Raw genomic sequence first — 18,157 nt, 5'->3', positions numbered from 1 at the left:
GCCGGCGTTCCCCGGTCGTGGAACGGGGCGAGCAGCACGTCGAGGAGCGCGTCAAGGAGAGGCTCATATGCCGTCGTACCTGTCCCCGGGCGTCTACGTCGAAGAGGTCGATTCCGGATCCCGGCCGATCGAAGGGGTGGGCACGTCCGTCGCCGCCTTCGTGGGATTCGCCCAGCGGGGACCCTTCGACGAGCCGACGCTGATCACGAACTGGAGCCAGTTCGTCAGCACCTTCGGCGACTTCGTCGACGGTACGTACCTCGCCTCCTCCGTCCACGGCTTCTTCTCCAACGGCGGTGGCATCTGCTACGTCGTACGGATCGACGACGGTTCCGCTCAGGACGGCGACGGGGAGGCCGGTGAGCCGGCCGCCGGGGCCGAGGTCCAGGTCGGGCCGTACGCCGTGAAACCCCGGCCCGGCGTGGCCGGGGAGATCAGTGTCGAGGTCACGGAGGCAGAGGGCGACGATCCGCCCTCCGACGTCTTCCAGCTCATCGTGAAGCGCGACGGCCAGGTCGCCGAGACGTACCCGTCCGTCACGACGAAGCGCAGCAAGGAGAACGTCGCCACCCGGGTCAACGCCAGGTCCGAGCTCATCGAGGTACGGGAGTCGGGGCGCGGCGCCGCGCCCGCCCGGCCCGAGCCGCAGTCCGTCACCCTCGCGCCCGCCGCGCCCGCCGCCGGTGGTGCCGGGGCGCTGACTCCCGAGCTGTACGTCGGTGACGCCGACCGCCGGACCGGACTGGGCGGCCTGGAAGCGGTCGACGAGGTCACCATGGTCGCGATCCCCGATCTGATGAGTGCCCTGCAACGCGGACTGCTGGACCTGGATTCGGTGATCGCCGTCCAGCAGGGGCTGATCTCGCACTGCCAGCTGATGGGCGACCGCGTCGCCATCCTCGATCCGCCGCCGGGCTTCTCGCCCCAGCAGATCAGGGGCTGGCGCACCGACCGCGCCAACTACGACTCCAAGTACGCGACCCTGTACTACCCCTGGATCAGCATCGCCACCCCCGCGTCCGGCGGCCGCCCCGTCCTCGTACCGCCGAGCGGGCACATCGCCGGGGTCTGGGCGCGCAACGACGACACCCGGGGAGTGCACAAGGCACCGGCGAACGAAGTCGTACGGGGCGCCGTGGCGTTGCAGACGCAGTTGACCAAGGGCGAACACGACCTGCTCAACCCGATCGGCCTCAACTGCATCCGGTCCTTCCCCGGGAGGGGCATCCGGGTCTGGGGTGCGCGGACGCTCGCCTCGGATCCGGCCTGGCGGTACCTGAACGTGCGCCGGCTCTTCAACTACCTGGAGGAGTCGATCCTCGCCGGTACGCAATGGGTCGTCTTCGAGCCGAACGACGATGCGCTATGGGCCCGTATCCGCCGTACGGTCTCGGCCTTCCTGGTCAACGAATGGCGGAAGGGGTCGCTGTTCGGGCTGACCCCCGACGAGGCGTTCTATGTGAAATGTGACCGTGAGACCAACCCGCCCGAGAGCATCGACGCAGGTCAGGTCATCTGCGAGATCGGTGTCGCCCCGGTCAAGCCGGCCGAGTTCGTGGTGTTCCGGCTCTCCCAGCTGACCGGCGGCACCGGAGGGATCGACGAATGAACGGCCTCATTCTGAGTGCGGTGTAAGGAGTCTGTTGTGCCACTTCCCGATCTCGACAGTTCCGTCGGGCATTCCTTCGGTCTCGAATTCGACAGCGTCATCATCAAGCAGATCACCGAGGTCAGCGGTCTGAAGATGGAGCAGGACGTCATCGAGCTGAAGCAGAACACCGCCGACGGCAAGTACGCCATCAAGAAGCTGCCCGGACGCCCCAAGGCGGGAGAGGTCACCGTCACCCGTGGTCTCACGGAGGACAACAGCTTCGAGCGGTGGATCAAGGACTCGCGGTTCGGCCGTATGACGGACGCCCGCCGCAACGGCGCCGTCATCGTCTACGACTACGAGGGCATGCCGATCAAGCGCTACAAGCTGATCAACGCCTGGCCGAAGTCGCTGGAGATCGGCACGCTCAAGGCCGGTGACACCTCGGTCCTGACGGAGAAGCTGGCGATCACGTACGAGAGCATGGAACTCGACTGATGCGGCGTACGGTTCAGTTCCAGGCGCCGGGACAGCAGCAGGCGGGGCCGGCGGAGCGTGTGGAGCAGTCCCGCGCACCTCAACCCGAGCCTCTGCGCACCGAGTTCGCCTTCGAGCTGCCTCGTGGGTACGTCGACGATTCGGGAGCCGTGCACCGCAGCGGAGTGATGCGGCTCGCGACCGCCCGCGACGAACTGGTGCCGTTGCGGGACGACCGGGTGCGGGAGAACTCCGCGTATCTGTCCGTCGTGCTGATCGCCCGCGTCGTCACCCGGATCGGAACCGTCGAGGACATCCACCCGGGCGTCATCGAGGATCTGTTCGCCTCCGACCTGGCCTTTCTCCAGGACTTCTACCGGCGGATCAACGCCGAGGGCCACACGCGCGCCGCCGTCACCTGTCCGTCCTGCCAGGAGGAGTTCGCGGTGGATCTCGCCGGTGGCCGCCTGGGGGAATCGTGACGTACGCGGCCGACCTGCTCTACGAGGAGGTCGCGTACCTCGCCTATCACTTCCACTGGCCGCTCGACGACCTGCTGGACCTGGAACATCCGGAACGCCTGAAGTTCGTCGCACAGGTCGCTCGCCTCAACGGGCAGTAGCGAGTAGCGCAGGGGAGACGAGGGATCCATGGGGCTGATGTCCTGGCTGCGCGGAGGTCGTTCCCGTGGTGAGTCCGCGCCGGCCGCCGCTGCGGAGGGTCCACGGCCGGACGTGGGTGACGCAGCGGATGCGGGTGACGCGGGAATCGCGGGCGGCGACGTTCGTGGCGACCGTGTCGATGTGAGCCGGCTCGTGCCCATCCAGCGCACCGTCCCCGAGCAGGATCTCGTCATCGGCACCTCCGGGTTCGAGCAGTCGCTGACCACCCGGCAGGACACCGCGCTCGGTACGCCGCTGGGGCATCTCGTCAGCCCCGAGGCACCTGCCGGGCTCGTCCACGGGATCACCTCTCCGGCGCCGGTGAGCCCGCAGACGGCGAGTACGGCTCAGCGGTCCGTCGAGATGCCCATGCGGAGGGAGACGGTGCCGGGGCGTGAGGCGGTCTCCGTACCCGCTTCGGCCGCCGTACCCGTAGCGGTGTCCGTACCCGCCCCCGTACCCGCGCCCGTGCAGCGTGTTCACGGGGGTGGTGAGCCCGCCATGACGTCGGTCGGTGAGGGCGCGGTCGCCGATCTGCCCGTACGCCAACTCGTGGGTGAGCGACCCCTCGTAGCGCCCCCGGCACCTCCGGCACCGCTGCCGGCCCCGGCACCAGGCGCCTCCGGCGCTGTTCAGCGCGTGGTGGAGCCTTCGGCTTCGGCAGGGGAGCCGCACCGGCGCGTGCCCGGACTCGGTGCACCTCTGCCCGGTCTGCCTCCGACGGCTCAGCGACAGGCCGCCGCGTCCGTGCCCGGGGGCGCGAGCGAAGGCGGTGCCGAGGTGGACGAGGTGGACGATGTGGCCGAGGTCTCCGGCGGTGCGGAGGCGAGCCAGGTCACCGCGCCGCTGCTCGGTGACGATCCGCTCGTCGGCGTCGTGTCCGGCGGGGGCGGGGACGGGAGCGGGAGCGCGGACGGGGGTGTTGCCGGTGGGGCTGCCGGGGGCTTGTCCGGTGGGGCCGCGGTTCAGCGTTCCGTTGCCGTGCCCGGTGCCGCAACTGCCCTACCTGCCGCGCCCACCACTGCTCCGTTGCTCGGTGATCGGCCGCTGGTTCTCCGTACCGTCGTCGGTACGGACGAGAGCGCGGCGGCGATCGGGCCAGCCGTGCAGCGTTCCCCGGCGGAGGGGGAGGGTTCGCGGGCCGGTCCTTCCGGTCCCTCGGCCGCGGCGCCGGACGTCGTGCCGGGTTCCGTTCCCGATGCCGTGCCCGTGCGGTGGACCACCGCGGATCCGGGAGCGTCGGCGGTGGCACCCGTGGGCCTGGCCACCGCTCCGCCCGCCGCTGTACAGCGGGCTGTCGTCGCCCCCGCCGGAGGGGCTTCCTCCACGTTGTCGCGCCTTCCCGTGCAGCGACGGGCGGGCGCCGGGGTGTCGCCCGGAGGCGGCAGCCGTACCGCCATTCCCACCGCCGGGGCCTTCGCCGTCGCGGCCGGGGTCGCACAGCGCATGCCGGACGGGAGCGTGGTTTTCCCGTCCGCCCCGTCACCTTCGTTCCCTTCGTTCTCCTCCGGCGCCTCGCGGCCCGTCGTCCAGCGGGACGCGGAGATCAGCGAGGAGCCCCCGCCGCCCGCTCCCGTACCCGATCCCGATCCCGTACCCGATCCCGTACCCGATTCCGTACCGGACATGGAGGCGGAATCCGACTCTGCGTCAGCCGGTGAGGGGGGTGCCCCGGCGTCCCATGCCGCTGGGGCAGGTGGGACCGGGCCCGGTCAGGGTGGTGCGCCTGCCGTGACGGACGAGCTGGTCCGGGCCCTCTACGCACCGCTCAGCCGCCTCCTCAAGGCCGACCTCCGACTGGAACGCGAACGCGCCGGATTCCTGATCAACACCCGCCCCCGATGACCCCTGCCACTGATGACCACCCGCCCCCGATGACCACCCGCCACTGATGACCACCCGCCCCCGATGATCACGCGTCACCGATCACCACCCAGTAGGAGAGGTACGAGTCATGGCCACCGCCCAGGACGGCGACCCCGCCGTCAGTGTCTGCTTCGTCGTGACCATCGACGACATCGAGCTGGGGTCGTTCAACACATGTGACGGCCTGGGGTGCGAAGTGGTGCTCGAAACCCGCGAGGAGGGCGGCAACAACGGCCATCTCTGGCAGCTGCCGACCCGGCTGAAGTACTCGAACGTGAAGCTGTCCCGGCCGCTCACCCGGGAGACGGAGAAGGTGGCGCGCTGGTTCGCCACGATGACGACCGGGTTCAGCCGCAAGACGGCGCACATCGAGGCGCGGACCGGGGACGGGCGGAAGGTGGCCGAGTGGGGGCTGCTGGAGGTCGTTCCCGTGCGCTGGACCGGTCCTTCCTTCACGCCCGAGTCGCCCAAGGTCGCGATGGAGACCATCGAGATCGCCCATCACGGCTATGTGATGGAGGGCTGAGCCGCATGGCCGGTGCAGGACCCATCGCCTTCAGTGCCGCCGGTACGTCGGGGGTGGCGTCCGCCGCGAAGGGCGGCTCGGCCCGGCCCAAGCTGGAGCACGCCTACCTGGAGCTGCGGACCCCGCCGACCGGTGGCGGGCTGACGCCCGGCGGCCCGTGCGGTCGGATCGACTTCCAGTTCAATCCGAAGGAGCTGAGCCTGACCAAGGCGGCGTCCTGGAAGCGGACTCCGGCCAAGGGGGCGAAGAGCTCCGGGCCGCCGGAGTACCAGGGGTCACAGCCCAGCAAGCTCACCGTCGAGATGTTCTTCGACGCCAGCGACACCCAGGACACCCGGGTGGTGACCTCGGTGGAGCAGCTGTTCGCGTGCTGCGTGCCGACGAACGAGACCCGGCAGCAGCAGCGCTCCTCGCCGCCGTGGGTGGTCTTCCACTGGGGCGGGCTGACGGGATTTCCCGGCTATGTCAGTCAAGTGGCCGCGAAATACACCCTGTTCACCACGTCCGGGGTGCCGATCCGGGCTGTCTGCCAGGTCACGATGGAGGAGATCAGCGGGGAGACACCGGGGCAGAACCCGACCTCGGGCGCTCTGGCCGCCCGGCGCGTGCACCGGGTGGACGCCGGGGACTCGCTGCCGTCGCTGGCCCACCGGGAGTACGGGGACGCCGGTGCCTGGCGGGTGATCGCCGAGGCGAACGGCATCGACGACCCGATGCGGATCGCGCCGGGGACCCAGCTCCTGCTGCCCGCCCTCGACGAGCTGAACCGGCTCCAGGGGTCCGCCGACCGGGAGAGGCGGGGCTGATGGCGCAACAGGGCGTCGCCACCGCGTTGGTGGTGGAGTTCGGTGGCACACCGCTGCCGGCGAAGTTCGTGAACACGCTGGTCGAGGGGTACGTCGATGACAGCCGTACGCTCCCGGACCTGTTCCTGCTGCGGTTCCGGGACCCGGACCGGGTGCTTCTGGAACAGGCCGGGCTGAAGATCGGCAGCGAGGCCCGGCTGCTGGCCCGCGCGGGCGGTGACACGGCTCCCAAGCCGCTGCTCGACGGAGTGGTGACCGCCCTGGAGGTGGAGCTGGACGAGACCGGAACGTTCACCGTCGTACGTGGACTCGACGAGTCGCACCGCCTCTTCCGGGGGCGGCGGGTGGCCAGCTACCAGAACATGACCCTCGCCGACATCTGCGGCCAGGTCGCCCGGCGCGCCGGGCTGAAGCCGGGGAACGTGGACATCGCCGGGCCCGTACTCGAACACATCGCCCAGCCCAACATCACCGACTGGGAGTTCGTACGAGGCCTCGCCGAGGAGGCCGGGGCCCAGGCGTACGTACGCGACGGGCAGTTGCACATCACCCGCCCCGCCGAGGCGAGCGGGGCGCCGGACGGTTCGGCGCGCGCCGACCGCGATCCGCTCGTCCTGGAACTGGGCAGCAACCTCCTCCGCTGCCGGGCCGGGGTGTCCGCCGCCGAGCAGGTCTCCGAGGTGGAGGTGCGCGGCTGGGACGTCCAGGCCAAGCAGCCGCTGGTGGGCAGGGCGCCGGCGGGGAAGTCCTCGACGCTGGAGCTGGGGGTGACGGCGGCGGAGGTGTGCGCCCCGTTCGGCGAGGCGCGGTTCGTGGTGACGGACGCGGCGTACGGGGCCCAGGCGCAGGTCGACCAGGCGGCGAAGGCCCTGGCGGAGCGGATCGCCGGGTCGTTCGCGGAGCTGGAGGCGGTGATCCGGGGCAACCCGGAGGTCAGGGCGGGCAGTGCGGTGGCGCTGAACGCGGTGGGCGCGCCGTTCGAGGGCCGGTACACGGTGACGTCCTCGCGCCATGTCTTCGACGCCGTACGGGGGTACGAGACCTGGATCACGGTCTCCGGGCAGCAGGAGCGCTCGCTGTTCGGGCTGACCGGGGGAGCGCCGGGCGGGAGCGGTGGCGGCGGCAACGGTGGGTCGCGCTGCGCCGGGCTGGTCAGCGGGACCGTGACGGACACCCAGGACCCGGAGGGCTCGGGGCGGGTCAAGGTCAGGTTCCCGTGGCTGTCGGACGAGTACGCGAGCGACTGGGCGCGTACGGCGCAGTCGGGCGGGACGGGCGGCGGCGAGGCGTTCATCCCGGAGGTCGGCGACGAGGTGCTGGTCGGGTTCGAGCACGGGCATCTGGACCGGCCGTACGTGCTGGCCGGGCTGTACAACGGGCAGGACCGGCCGGGGGGCGGCCCGGGAGGCGGTCCGGGAGGCGGTGCCGGGGCGGGTTCCGGCCCTGGGGCCGGTGGTGCTCCGGGGGGCGGTCCGGGGGCCGGCTCCGGGGCCGGCACCGGTTCGGGGGCGGGCGTTGCTCCCGGCGGCGGTGACGGTGGTGAGCTGGTCGATCCCACGAGCGGTGCCGTGAACCGGCGCACCTTCGCCTCCAGGAGCGGCAACCAGCTGGAGCTGCTGGACGCGGCGAACGGCCCGCAGGGCGTCCGGCTCCGTACCGGCGACGGCAAGCTCACCATCGACCTCGACCGCAGGGGCACCGCCATCGTCATCAACAGCGACGGCAGCGTGACGATCGAGGCCAAGGAGCAGGTCTCCATCACGGCGGCCAAGGGCGTCGCCCTGGACGCCGGGCGCGGCGCTCTCGAACTCTCCGGTGACAGCGTCACCTTGACGTCCCGCAGTGGTGTGGCCCTGGACGGCGGCACCGGAAAGGTCGCGCTCTCCACCGGTGGAGCGGTGGAGGTGCAGGGGGGCCAGGTCTCGGTCAACGGCACCCAGCGCACCGACATCAAGAGCGGTGCCTCGGTGTCCGTGAACGCCCCGATGATCAAGCTCAACTGACGTACACGCACGGGAAGCACGTACAGAACACCCACACGCACACGTGACAGGAACACGCACACGCACACGCAGCAGGAACACGTGACAGGAACACGCACACGCACAGGAACACGTGACAGGAACAGGAGTGGACCGCATGTCGGCAGCAGCAGCCGCAGCCGCCCGGGTCGGCGACCCCACCGGGCACCCCGGCACGGTCGGGCCGCCCGGTGTGCCGTCCGTGCTCATCGGCGGGCAGCCCGCCGCCACGGTCGGGACCCCGCACCAGTGCGCGTCCCCCGCCGCCCATCCGCCGTCCGCCATCGCGCCGCCCGGTAGCTCCACCGTGCTGATCGGCGGGCAGCCCGCCGCCCGGGTCGGGGACCTGGCGGGCTGCGGGGCGCCGGTCGTGTCCGGGTGCGCGTCGGTGCTGATCGGGGGCTGAGGCGGCATGGGACAGCAGTTCATCGGCGCGGGCTGGGCGTTTCCGCCGCGTACGGACGCCACCGGGTCGATCGCGCTCGTGCGCGGTGAGCACGAGCTGGAGGAGTCGATCCGGCTGATCCTGGCGACCTCGCCGGGGGAACGGCCGATGCGGCCGGAGTTCGGCTGCGCCGTCAACGACTACGTGTTCGCGCCCGCCGACGCGGGGACGGCGGGGCAGCTCGCGTACGAGGTGCGTCTCGCGCTGGAGCGCTGGGAGCCCCGGATCGAGGTGGCCGAGGTCGTCGTCCGGTTCGACGAGGCGGACGAGGGGGTGCTCTACATCGACATCGGGTACACCGTGCGCGGTGCCAACGACCCCCGGAATCTGGTCTTCCCGTTCTATGTGATTCCGCAGCACGCCCAGGACGCGACCAACGACGAGGAGACCGGCGCGTGACGCTGCCCAGTCCGTATCTGGACGACCGCCGCTTCCAGGGCCTGGTGGACGAGGCCAAGCGCCTGGTGCAGCAGCGCTGCCCGGAGTGGACCGATCACAATGTGTCCGACCCCGGGGTGACGCTCATCGAGGCGTTCGCGACCATGGTCGACCAGCTCGTCTACCGGGTGAACCGGGTGCCGGAGAAGAGCTATCTGACCTTCCTCGACCTGATCGGGGTGCGGCTCCACCCGCCCACGGCCGCGCACACCGACGTGACGTTCCGGCTGTCCGCGCCGCAGCCCGACCCGGTGGTGGTGCGGGCCGGCACGGAGGTCGCCACGGTCCGTACGGAGACGGAGGAGGCGGTCGTCTTCACCACCTCCGAGACCCTGACCATCGTGCCCTGCGCCTTCGCCCATCTCGCCACCTGGCCCTCGCCCGGGGAGGCCGTGGACCGTACGGAGGAGCTGGCGCTCGGGCGGGACGTGGCGTGCTTCGGGGCCACTCCGGCGCCGGGGGACTGTCTGTACGTGGGCCTGTCGGCGGCCGTTCCGGCGGGCGTGCTCGTCCTGCGGCTGGACTGCAAGGTCGAGGGCGTCGGCGTCGACCCGTTGCGGCCGCCGCTGCTCTGGGAGGCGTGGGACGGCACCGCCTGGACGGTCTGCGACGTCGAGAAGGACGACACGGGCGGCTTCAACCGTTCCGGTGAGCTGATCCTGCATCTGCCGAGGACGCATGTCCCGGCCGCCGTGGTGCGGCGTACCGGTGGCTGGCTGCGCTGCCGTCTGATCGAGGCGGAGCCGGGCCAGCCGACGTACATGGCACCGCCCGTGGTCCGCCGGATCACCGCGTTCACGATCGGCGCGACCGTTGCCGCCGAGCACGCGGAGACCGTCGCCGATGAGGTGCTGGGGGCGGCGGAGGGGGTGCCGGGCCAGGTGTTCACGCTGGCGCGCCCGCCCGTGGTGCCCGGCGAGTTCGTCGTCGAGGTGTCCGGTCCGGCGGGCGGTGACGGGGTCACCCGGTGGACCCGGGTCGACGACTTCGCGCACTCCGGTCCCGAGGACCGTCACGTCACGCTGGACCCGAACTCCGGGCGGGTCGAGTTCGGCCCCGCCGTACGGGAACGGGACGGCGGCATCCGCTACTACGGCGACGTCCCGGACAAGGGCGCGGTCGTCCGGGTGCGCTCCTACCGCACGGGGGGCGGGCTGCGCGGCAACGTCGCCCGGTCCACCCTGCGGGTCCTGCGCAGCGCGATCCCGTACGTGGCCCGGGTGGAGAACCGCCGTCCGGCGCTCGGCGGGGTCGACGGCGAGAGTGTCGAGAGCGCCCGGGTGCGGGGGCCGATGACCCTGCGGACCCTGCACCGGGCCGTCGTGCCGCACGACTACGAGCTGCTGGCCCGTGAGATCGCCCCGGACGCGGCACGGGTGCACTGCATCCGGGCCGGGGAGGACGGCGAAGGGGCAGGCGGTGCCGCGACCGGCGGCGGAGTGGGCGGCGAGGGTACGGGCGGGGCGGCGCCGGGGAACGGCGGCGCGACGGAGGGGAACCCGGGCGCCGACGCGGGCGGGGTGCGGCTGCTCGTCGTACCGGCCGGGCGCAGCGACGAACAGGGCCGGATCGAGTTCGACGAGCTCATCCCGCCCGCCCACACGCTGGGCCTCATCGCGCAGCATCTGGACGCCCGCCGTCCGGTCGGTGCCCGGCTGGTCGTCGAGCCGCCGTTCTACCAGGGCGTGACCGTCGTGGCCACGGTGCAGGCCGAGCGCGGGGCGGTCGTCGAGCGGGTCCGGGAGACGGCGCTCGCCGCGCTGTACGGGTACTTCAACCCGCTGACCGGGGGGCCGAACGGGCAGGGCTGGCCGTTCGGCCGGCCGATCCAGTCGGGCGAGGCGTTCGCCGTGCTCCAGCGGGTGCCGGGGGTGGACCTGGTGGAGGACGTACGCCTCTACCGGGCCGACCCGGTGACCGGCGAGCGCACGGACGCCACGACCAGGATTCCGCTGGACCGGCACGCCCTGGTCTTCAGCTACGAGCACGCGCTCCGGGTACGGGAGGGCTGAACCGATGCGTACCGGCGTTCCCGGTCTCCCGACCCCGCACCCGCTGATCGAGCAACTGCCCGCCGTCTACCTGGAGCAGGACTTCCTCCAGCGCTTCCTCGCCGCGCTCGACGACGTACTCGCCCCGGTCCTGCTCACCATCGACAACCTCCCCGCCCACCTCGACCCCCGCAGCGCCCCGGACGACTTCCTGGACTGGCTGGCCCAGTGGGTGGCCGTGGAGCCGTACGAGGACAGCACCCCGGACCGGCAACGGGCGGCGGTACGGGGCGCGGTGGCGCGGCACGCACGGCGCGGGACGCTGCGGGGGCTGGCGGATGCGGTACGGCTGGAGACCGGCACCGAACCGGAGATCGTGGAGAGCGGCGGTACGGCGTGGTCGACCCGGCCCCTCACCCCACTGCCGGGCCTGCCGCGTGCCTGGGTGACGATCCGGGTCCGCGAACCGGAAGCCGGGCGGGGGCGGCGCGTCGACCGGGTGCGGCTGGAGGAACTGATCGGTACGGAGGTTCCCGCGCACGTCGGGTTCACGCTGGAGATCCTGCCGCCGGCCGGGAGTCCGGGGCCGGTGGCTTCGGGGGGTGAGGCGGAGTGATCTGCGAGTCGTGCGGCCACCGGAACACGCCGGGGCGCGAGTTCTGCGCGTCCTGCGAGGCGTTCCTGGCATGGGAGCCGGATCCGGAGCCGGGGGCGGGGGCGGGGGCGGAGGCGGGGGGTGCGCCCTCCGCGCAACCGCCCGCGCCCGCGCAACCCACCGCGCCTGTAGGACCGTTCGCGCCACCGGCCGTACCCGTACAGCCGCCCGCGCCACCGGCCATGCCCGTTCAACAGCCCGTGGCCGCACAACCGCCTGTGCCCGCGCAACCGCCCGTACAGCCGCCCGTGCTTGGGCCTCCGGTTGTACCTGGGCCTCCACCGTCTGCACCGCCTCCGCCGCCGCCTGCGGTTCCACTGGTTGCGCCCGCCCCCGCGCCGGAGCCGCTTCCCGCACGCCCCACGCCCACGCCCGCGCCCACCCCCGTACCCCTATCCGTACCCCCACCGACCGCTCCGGCTCCGCTGTCCGGCACCGCTGCTCCCCGGCGCCCCGGGGAAGGGACGGACGGGCGTGTTCCGGGGCCCGACGCGTGGCCCGATCCGGGGCCGGGACCGATCGCCCCCGAGACGCCGGGCCCGGTCGCCGCCGGGGCACCGGTGAGCTGCCCCAACTGCCGTACGGAGAACGCGCCGGGGCGCACGCTCTGTGTCCGCTGCGCCCTGCTCCTCGACCCCGGCCCGCCCCCCGGCATCCGCCCGCCGTGGTGGCGGCGGATCTTCCACAGAGGTCCCCGGCAGTCCCATGCGGCGGGGACCAGGCCGAGGCGCGGATGGCGGCGGCCGAGGCTCGGGCTGCCGGTCGTGCTGCTGCTGGTGGCCGTCGGGATCTGGTTCGCGCTGCCGTATCTTCCCGGTCTGTTCGGCTTCGCGAAGGAGGAGACGGGCACTCCCGAGTCGGTGCCGCCCTCCGTGTTCCGCAGCTCCAGCGCGGTGCCGGGCCATCCGGCGGGTGCGGCCTTCGACGGGTTCAACAACCGTTACTGGGCACCGAAGGAGGCCGGGGACGGAGCCGGGGAGTATCTGGAGTGCGAGTTCGCCCAGCCGGTGCGGGTGATGAAGGTCGTTGTGTTCTCCGGGACCTCGGCGCGCAAGGACGAGTTCCTCACGCAGGCACGCCCGGCGCGGCTCACCGTGGTGCTGACCGGGAAGGACGGCAAGGAGACGCGCCGGACGCTCAGGCTGCGGGACCAGTCGGGGCAGCAGACCTTCGACGTACGCGGCTCGGACACCGTACGGGCCCGGCTCACGGTCGACTCGGCGTACGGCACGGGGGAGGGGCGCCGGGTGGCCGTGGCGGAGATCGAATTCTTCGGGCGGAGGCCGTAGACCCCGCTGCCGCTGCCGCTGCAACCGCCACCGGCGTGGGCCACCGGCCTTGACGTGAAGTGCACGCGAACACGCAGACTCCGTTCCCGTCGCCCGTACGTCGGTTCCCGCCCGGATTCACGGGGACGGGGGCAGCGCGTCCGCCCGGTTCCGCAGATAGCGGGCTTCGGGTTCGCTGAGGGTGCTGTCGGCCGCCGCCCGGTAGGCGGCGCGCGCCCCGGCCGGGTCACCGACCCGCTCCAGCAGATGGGCCCGTACGGCGTCGAGCCGATGGTGTCCGGCCAACGGGCCCTCCAGCAGGGCGACTTCCGCCAGACCCGCCCGCGGGCCACGCACCATCGCCACGGCGACCGCCCGTCCCAGCGCGGCCATCGGGTCGCGGGTGCGGTGCACGAGGATGTCGTACAGGGCGAGGATCTGCGGCCAGTCCGTGGCGTCGGCGCGCTCCGCCTCGTCGTGCAGGGCGGCGATGGCGGCCTGGAGCTGGTAGTCCCCGGCCGGCCCCTGCGACAGCGCCTCCGCGGCGAGCGCGGACCCCTCCTCGATCGCGGAGCGGTCCCAGCGGGTGCGGTCCTGTTCGTCGAGCGGGATCAGCTCACCGTCCGGGCCGGTGCGCGCCGGGCTGCGGGCCTCGGTGAGGAGCATGAGCGCCAGCAGTCCCGTCACCCGGCCCTCCCTGGGCAGGAGGCGTCGTACCGACCGGGTCAGCCGGACGGCCTCGTGGGCGAGATCCGCACGGTGCAGGGCGGGGCCGGAGGAGGCGGTGTAGCCCTCGTTGAAGATCAGGTAGAGCACCTGGAGCACGGCGGCCAGCCGCGTGTCACGGTCCTCGGGACCCGGCTGCCGGAACGGGGTCCCGTGCACCTTGTGCTTGGCCCGGCTGATCCGCTGGGCCATGGTCGCCTCGGGCACCAGGTGCGCGCGGGCGATCTCGGCGGTGGTCAGGCCGCCGACCGCACGCAGGGTGAGCGCGATCTGGGCGGCGGGGGAGAGCGCCGGGTGGCAGCACAGGAAGAGCAGGGTGAGGGTGTCGTCCTCGGAGGGGGCACGGCTCTCCCCGGGCGGCGGCGCGGTGAAGGCGTCCCTCGGGGTGAGCGCCGCCGCCGTCTCCTCGCGCCTGCGCCGGGCCGAGTCGGCGCGCAGCCGGTCGGTCAGCCGCCGGGACGCGATCCTGATGAGCCAGCCGCGCGGATTGTCCGGCACGCCCTCTTCCGGCCATTGTCGCGCCGCCGCGAGAAGGGCCTCCTGCACCGCGTCCTCTGCCGCGTCGAAGTGTCCGTACCGCCGTACGAGCGCGCCGAGGACCTGCGGCGCGTGCAGGCGCAACAGGTCCTCGATCCGGCTCTCGATCCGGTCGTCGATCCGGTCCTCCTCATGGCTCACATGCGGCCTCCGGCCTTCGGCGTACTCAGCACTCGCCCTGGATGGGGCGGATGACCACCGGATACTCGGGCGCGCCCGCGGGCTGCGGGCAGAGCGCGATGCGCGCCGCGATCTCGGTGACCCGCTCCAGGCTCTCGCAGTCGAGCACCCAGTACCCGGCGAGCAGTTCCTTGGTCTCCCCGTACGGCCCGTCCGAGATCACCGGCCGGCCGTCCTTGCCCGCGCTCACGAAACGGGTCTGCGCGGGTTCGGTGAGACCGTTGGCGTCCACGAGCTCACCGGACTCGGCGAGGTCGTTGTTGACGCTCTCCATGAAGGCGAACATCTTCTGCATGTCCTCCTCGCTCCAGGTCACGCTGTGCTCGGATCCCTTGCCGGACATCGTGTCGTAGTCGGCCTGGGTGCCCTGGACCATCACCAGATACTTCATGAGTCCGCTCCTCGGTTCCTGTGTCCGCCCGGGGGTCGGGCGGCTTTCACAGGGGACGTCGGAGCCGGGGACGGTTTCTCGACACCACGCGCGGAACTTCTCCGGAATCACTCGGCCTGCCCCGTACGGGGTGGTGCCGCCGGGACGCCTGTTGCCGGAGAATTGCCCGTATGAGCGTCAAGGAGCCCCCGACTTCGACCGTGCCCGCAGCCGCGGACGCGTTGTCCGGACCGCCCGGACCACCTGGACCGCCCGGCCTGCCCGGACCGCCCGGACCGTCCGGCCTGTCCGGACCGCCCGGACCGTCCGGCCTGCCCATGGGGCTGCGCGAACGGAAGAAGCTGCGGACCCGGCGGAGCATCCGGCGTGAGGCCTACCGCCTGTTCGCGGAGCAGGGGTACGAGGCGACCACCGTGGACCAGATCGCCTGCGCGGCCGAGGTCTCCCCGAGCACGCTCTTCCGCTACTTCCCGGCCAAGGAGGACATCGTCCTGGCCGACGACCAGGGGCAGGACCACGACCACGGTCAGGTTCTCGCCCTGGCCCGTGCGCTCCGGGCCCGTGCGGCCACCGGCGAGCCGGTCGTGGACGCCGTACGCCACGCGCTGACCGAGTCCCTGGGGGAACTGTCGGCCGCCGACCGGGAGGAGCTGCTGTTCCGGACCCGGCTGGGTCTCTGCGACCCCGCCGTCCGGGCCCGCAGGCTGGACGAGCAGCAGCACGGCCAGGACGTCGTCGCGGAACTGATCGCCGAGCGCACCGGGCGCCCGCCGGGCGACCTGGAGGCCCACTGCGCCGCCGCGGCGGTCGTCGCGGTGTTCACTGCCGTCGTACGGCACTGGGCCGAGGGCGACGGGACGGCGGATCTCGCGGCGCTGTACGACCACCATCTGGGGCTGCTCGCGGAGGGGCTGCACATCTGAGGGACGGGCCCGTTAAGTAGAGTTTCGGCTGCGTCTCCCGCCCCCGAGCGCCCCCGACCGCCCCCGCCTGTCTCCTTCCTCCCCCTCCAGCTCCCCTCCCGCTCCCCTCCACCTTCCCTCCCCGCCCGAACACCGAGGTCCCGGCCGTGTCTCCTGCCCCCAAGCCCGCGCACCCCGTGTCCGTCGTGGGGATCGGCGCCGACGGCTGGGCGGGCCTGTCCGCTCCGGCGCGCACCGCGCTCCAGGGCGCCGGCGTACTGATCGGCGGCGAGCGCCAGCTCGCGCTGCTCCCCGCATCGTGCGCCGGGCGGCGCGTGCCCTGGCCGTCCCCGCTGCGTCCCGCCGTCCCGCACCTCCTCGCCGAACACCGGGCCGACACCGTCGCCGTGCTGGCCAGCGGGGACCCGATGTTCTACGGGATCGGCCGGGCGCTCACCGAGGAACTGGGCGCCGGGGCGCTGCACGTCCTGCCGCACCCGTCCTCGGTGTCGTACGCCTGCGCGCGCCTCGGCTGGCCGGTGGAGGACACCGAGGTCGTCACCCTGGTGGGCCGCCCCGCCGCCCGGCTGGCCGCCTCGCTGTACGAGGGTCGCCGCCTCCTGGTCCTGAGCGCCGACGCGGCCACGCCCGCCGCCGTCGCCGCCCTGCTGCGCGAGCACGGCTTCGGCCCGAGCCGGCTGCGGGTGCTGGAACAGCTCGGCGCCGAGGAAGAGGCCCATGTCGAGGGCACGGCGGACACCTGGGCGCACCTGCCCGGCGACCCGCTGAACGTCATCGCCGTCGAGTGCCGGAGCGCCCCGGACACGCTGCGGCTCGGCGCCGTACCCGGGCTGCCCGACGAGGCGTACGAGCACGACGGCCAGCTCACCAAGCGACACATCCGGGCCGCCACGCTCGGCACCCTGGCGCCCGCGCCCGGCGAACTCCTCTGGGACATCGGCGGCGGCTCCGGTTCGATCGCCGTCGAGTGGATGCGGGCCCACCCGTCGTGCCGGGCGGTCACCGTGGAGCGGGACCCGGTGCGGGCCGCGCGCATCGCCCGCAACGCGGACCGGCTCGGGGTCCCCGCCCTGCGCGTGGTCACCGGCCCGGCCCCGGCGGCGCTGGCCGGACTGCCCGTGCCGGACGCGGTGTTCATCGGCGGCGGGCTGACCGCCCCCGGTCTGCTGGACGCCTGCTGGGACGCGCTGCCGCCGGGGGGCCGGCTGGTCGCCAACACGGTCACCCTGGAGTCCGAGGCGCTGCTCGCCGAGCGGTACCGGGCGTACGGCGGCGAGCTGGTGCGCCTCGCGGTGGCCCACGCGGTACCGGTCGGCGGCTTCACCGGCTGGCGCCAGGCCATGCCCGTAACGCAGTGGTCGTGCCGCAAACCCTCAGCTCCAGCTCCAGCCCCAGCAGACACAACAGGAGACACTCCATGACCGTGTACTTCATCGGCGCCGGACCGGGTGCGGCCGACCTGATCACGGTGCGCGGTGCCCGTATCCTCGCCGCCAGCCCGGTCTGTCTGTACGCGGGCAGCCTGGTCCCGGTCGAGTTGCTGGCCGAGTGCCCGGCGGACGCGCGGCTGGTCGACACGGCGAACCTCGACATCGAGCAGATCACGGCGGAGCTGGTACGGGCCCACGCCGACGGCCACGACGTGGCGCGGCTGCACTCGGGCGACCCGTCGGTCTTCAGCGCGGTCAACGAGCAGATGCGGCGGCTGGACGTGGCGGAGGTGCCGTACGAGGTGGTGCCCGGGGTGCCCGCGTTCGCCGCCGCGGCCGCCGCGCTGAAGCGCGAGCTGACCGTGCCGACCGTCGGTCAGACCGTGATCCTCACCCGGATCGCCCAGCGAGCGACCGCGATGCCCGAGGGCGAGGACCTGGCGACCCTGGGCCGCAGCGGCGCGCTGATCGTGCTGCACCTGGCCGCCGCGTACGTCGACCGGGTGGTGGCGGAACTGCTCCCGCACTACGGCGCGGACTGCCCGGTCGCCGTGGTGGCCATGGCGTCCCGGCCGGACGAGATCATCCTGCGGGGCTCGCTGGACTCCATCGCGGAGCAGGTGAAGGCGGCCGGAGTCGTCCGGACAGCGGTGATCATGGTGGGCCGCACGCTGGGGGCGGAGCAGTTCCGCGACAGCCACCTGTACTCACCGGAGCGCGACCGCCACGTGTGCTGAAGCGAACAGATTGAGGGTCCGAAGGTGGCCGTCGAACAACCGCATGCCGCGCTCGAACTCCCTGAAGGGTCCTGGTGGGACTGGGACGTCCTCGCGTGGGGCCGTGATCAGTTCCGGCTTGCCGCCGATTTCGACCTCAGCTATCACCACGGGCTGGAACTGGTCTTCACCGCCCCGCTCTTGGTCCGCTGTCCGGCGGCCTTTCAGGATCCCGTCTTTCGCGCACCCACGCCCGAGGAGCTGCTGAGGGTCACGCAGCAGCTCGGCGGAAGGCCGCCTGTGCTGGTCGTCTTCGAAGCGGACGCCGGCGGGTGGGAGCCCGCCTCATGCCTTGTCGCCGCGGAGCGGCTCGACATCGTGCAGGAGACGGTCCTCAGGTACTGGCGAGAGGATGCGGCCCCCGACCAGCGGTTCGCTCCGTGGGTTCAGCTTCCGGGGCAGTGACGGCGCCGGGTTGGGAGTCACCGGACGTCTGCCGGATCGGATG

19 protein-coding genes are annotated in these 18,157 nt (G+C 72.6%); 17 read left to right on the top strand and 2 right to left on the bottom strand.

Features of this window, described 5'->3' with window-relative positions; translation table 11 throughout:
• Window positions 1–67: 67 nt before the first annotated feature.
• The 13 genes from OHA98_RS38270 to OHA98_RS38210 all read left to right on the top strand — a co-directional run bounded on the left by OHA98_RS38270 (window position 68) and on the right by OHA98_RS38210 (window position 12,767).
• Window positions 68–1,609 carry a phage tail sheath subtilisin-like domain-containing protein gene (locus OHA98_RS38270; RefSeq protein ID WP_266932491.1) on the top strand — a complete coding sequence of 514 codons (1,542 nt, stop codon included), beginning with the start codon at window positions 68–70 and terminating at the stop codon, window positions 1,607–1,609.
• Between the two features lie 36 nt (window positions 1,610–1,645).
• Complete coding sequence (locus OHA98_RS38265; RefSeq protein ID WP_266932489.1) at window positions 1,646–2,089, top strand: phage tail protein; 444 nt, start codon at window positions 1,646–1,648, stop codon at window positions 2,087–2,089.
• Window positions 2,089–2,550, top strand: coding sequence for a hypothetical protein (locus tag OHA98_RS38260; protein ID WP_266932487.1), 462 nt, complete (start codon window positions 2,089–2,091; stop codon window positions 2,548–2,550). Before OHA98_RS38265 ends, OHA98_RS38260 begins: the two co-directional genes overlap by 1 nt.
• Window positions 2,547–2,690: a DUF6760 family protein gene (locus tag OHA98_RS38255; protein ID WP_018099790.1), complete on the top strand. Its 144-nt coding sequence runs from the start codon at window positions 2,547–2,549 to the stop codon at window positions 2,688–2,690. Before OHA98_RS38260 ends, OHA98_RS38255 begins: the two co-directional genes overlap by 4 nt.
• 112 nt (window positions 2,691–2,802) lie before the next feature.
• The gene (locus tag OHA98_RS38250) at window positions 2,803–4,575 is read left to right on the top strand and encodes a hypothetical protein (RefSeq protein WP_266932485.1); all 1,773 of its coding nucleotides are present in this window, start codon (window positions 2,803–2,805) and stop codon (window positions 4,573–4,575) included.
• Window positions 4,576–4,684: 109 nt separating this feature from the next.
• Entirely contained in the window at window positions 4,685–5,122 is a 438-nt protein-coding gene (locus tag OHA98_RS38245; protein ID WP_266932484.1) for a phage tail protein, read from the top strand.
• A gap of 5 nt (window positions 5,123–5,127) precedes the next feature.
• Entirely contained in the window at window positions 5,128–5,928 is an 801-nt protein-coding gene (locus OHA98_RS38240) for a LysM peptidoglycan-binding domain-containing protein (RefSeq protein ID WP_266932483.1), read from the top strand.
• Entirely contained in the window at window positions 5,928–7,931 is a 2,004-nt protein-coding gene (locus tag OHA98_RS38235) for a VgrG-related protein (RefSeq protein ID WP_266932482.1), read from the top strand. The genes OHA98_RS38240 and OHA98_RS38235 overlap by 1 nt, the downstream gene beginning before the upstream one ends.
• A gap of 136 nt (window positions 7,932–8,067) precedes the next feature.
• The gene (locus OHA98_RS38230) at window positions 8,068–8,355 is read left to right on the top strand and encodes a PAAR domain-containing protein (RefSeq protein ID WP_266932481.1); all 288 of its coding nucleotides are present in this window, start codon (window positions 8,068–8,070) and stop codon (window positions 8,353–8,355) included.
• Between the two features lie 6 nt (window positions 8,356–8,361).
• A complete protein-coding gene (locus OHA98_RS38225; protein ID WP_266932479.1) occupies window positions 8,362–8,793 on the top strand; it encodes a GPW/gp25 family protein in 432 nt (143 codons plus the stop codon).
• Window positions 8,790–10,844 (top strand): putative baseplate assembly protein, encoded by a 2,055-nt coding sequence (locus tag OHA98_RS38220; protein ID WP_266932478.1) that lies wholly within the window; start codon window positions 8,790–8,792, stop codon window positions 10,842–10,844. Before OHA98_RS38225 ends, OHA98_RS38220 begins: the two co-directional genes overlap by 4 nt.
• 4 nt (window positions 10,845–10,848) lie before the next feature.
• Entirely contained in the window at window positions 10,849–11,439 is a 591-nt protein-coding gene (locus OHA98_RS38215; protein ID WP_266932477.1) for a phage tail protein, read from the top strand.
• A 599-nt stretch (window positions 11,440–12,038) separates the two neighbouring features.
• Window positions 12,039–12,767 (top strand): discoidin domain-containing protein, encoded by a 729-nt coding sequence (locus OHA98_RS38210; RefSeq protein WP_266932476.1) that lies wholly within the window; start codon window positions 12,039–12,041, stop codon window positions 12,765–12,767.
• 117 nt (window positions 12,768–12,884) lie between these two features.
• On the opposite strand, the gene OHA98_RS38205 is transcribed toward OHA98_RS38210, so the two are convergent.
• Both OHA98_RS38205 and OHA98_RS38200 read right to left on the bottom strand, forming a co-directional pair.
• Entirely contained in the window at window positions 12,885–14,129 is a 1,245-nt protein-coding gene (locus tag OHA98_RS38205) for an RNA polymerase sigma factor (RefSeq protein WP_266932624.1), read from the bottom strand.
• A gap of 46 nt (window positions 14,130–14,175) precedes the next feature.
• The gene (locus OHA98_RS38200) at window positions 14,176–14,580 is read right to left on the bottom strand and encodes a YciI family protein (protein WP_266932475.1); all 405 of its coding nucleotides are present in this window, start codon (window positions 14,578–14,580) and stop codon (window positions 14,176–14,178) included.
• A 170-nt stretch (window positions 14,581–14,750) separates the two neighbouring features.
• Here OHA98_RS38200 and OHA98_RS38195 point away from each other — a divergent pair, with 170 nt between their 5' ends.
• From OHA98_RS38195 to OHA98_RS38180, 4 genes are all read left to right on the top strand, one after another.
• A complete protein-coding gene (locus OHA98_RS38195) occupies window positions 14,751–15,503 on the top strand; it encodes a TetR/AcrR family transcriptional regulator (RefSeq protein ID WP_266932474.1) in 753 nt (250 codons plus the stop codon).
• Window positions 15,504–15,679: 176 nt separating this feature from the next.
• Window positions 15,680–16,924 carry a precorrin-6y C5,15-methyltransferase (decarboxylating) subunit CbiE gene (gene cbiE / locus OHA98_RS38190; RefSeq protein ID WP_323179708.1) on the top strand — a complete coding sequence of 415 codons (1,245 nt, stop codon included), beginning with the start codon at window positions 15,680–15,682 and terminating at the stop codon, window positions 16,922–16,924.
• A complete protein-coding gene (gene cobM, locus OHA98_RS38185; protein WP_266932472.1) occupies window positions 16,921–17,670 on the top strand; it encodes a precorrin-4 C(11)-methyltransferase in 750 nt (249 codons plus the stop codon). The genes cbiE and cobM overlap by 4 nt, the downstream gene beginning before the upstream one ends.
• Window positions 17,671–17,694: 24 nt before the next feature.
• On the top strand, window positions 17,695–18,114 hold the full coding sequence (locus tag OHA98_RS38180; protein WP_266932471.1) for a hypothetical protein: 420 nt from the start codon (window positions 17,695–17,697) through the stop codon (window positions 18,112–18,114).
• The last annotated feature ends 43 nt before the right edge of the window (window positions 18,115–18,157 follow it).

This window comes from Streptomyces sp. NBC_00654 (genome assembly GCF_026341775.1).
GTDB lineage: Bacteria > Actinomycetota > Actinomycetes > Streptomycetales > Streptomycetaceae > Streptomyces.
This window is presented reverse-complemented; position numbering and strand designations above follow the sequence as displayed.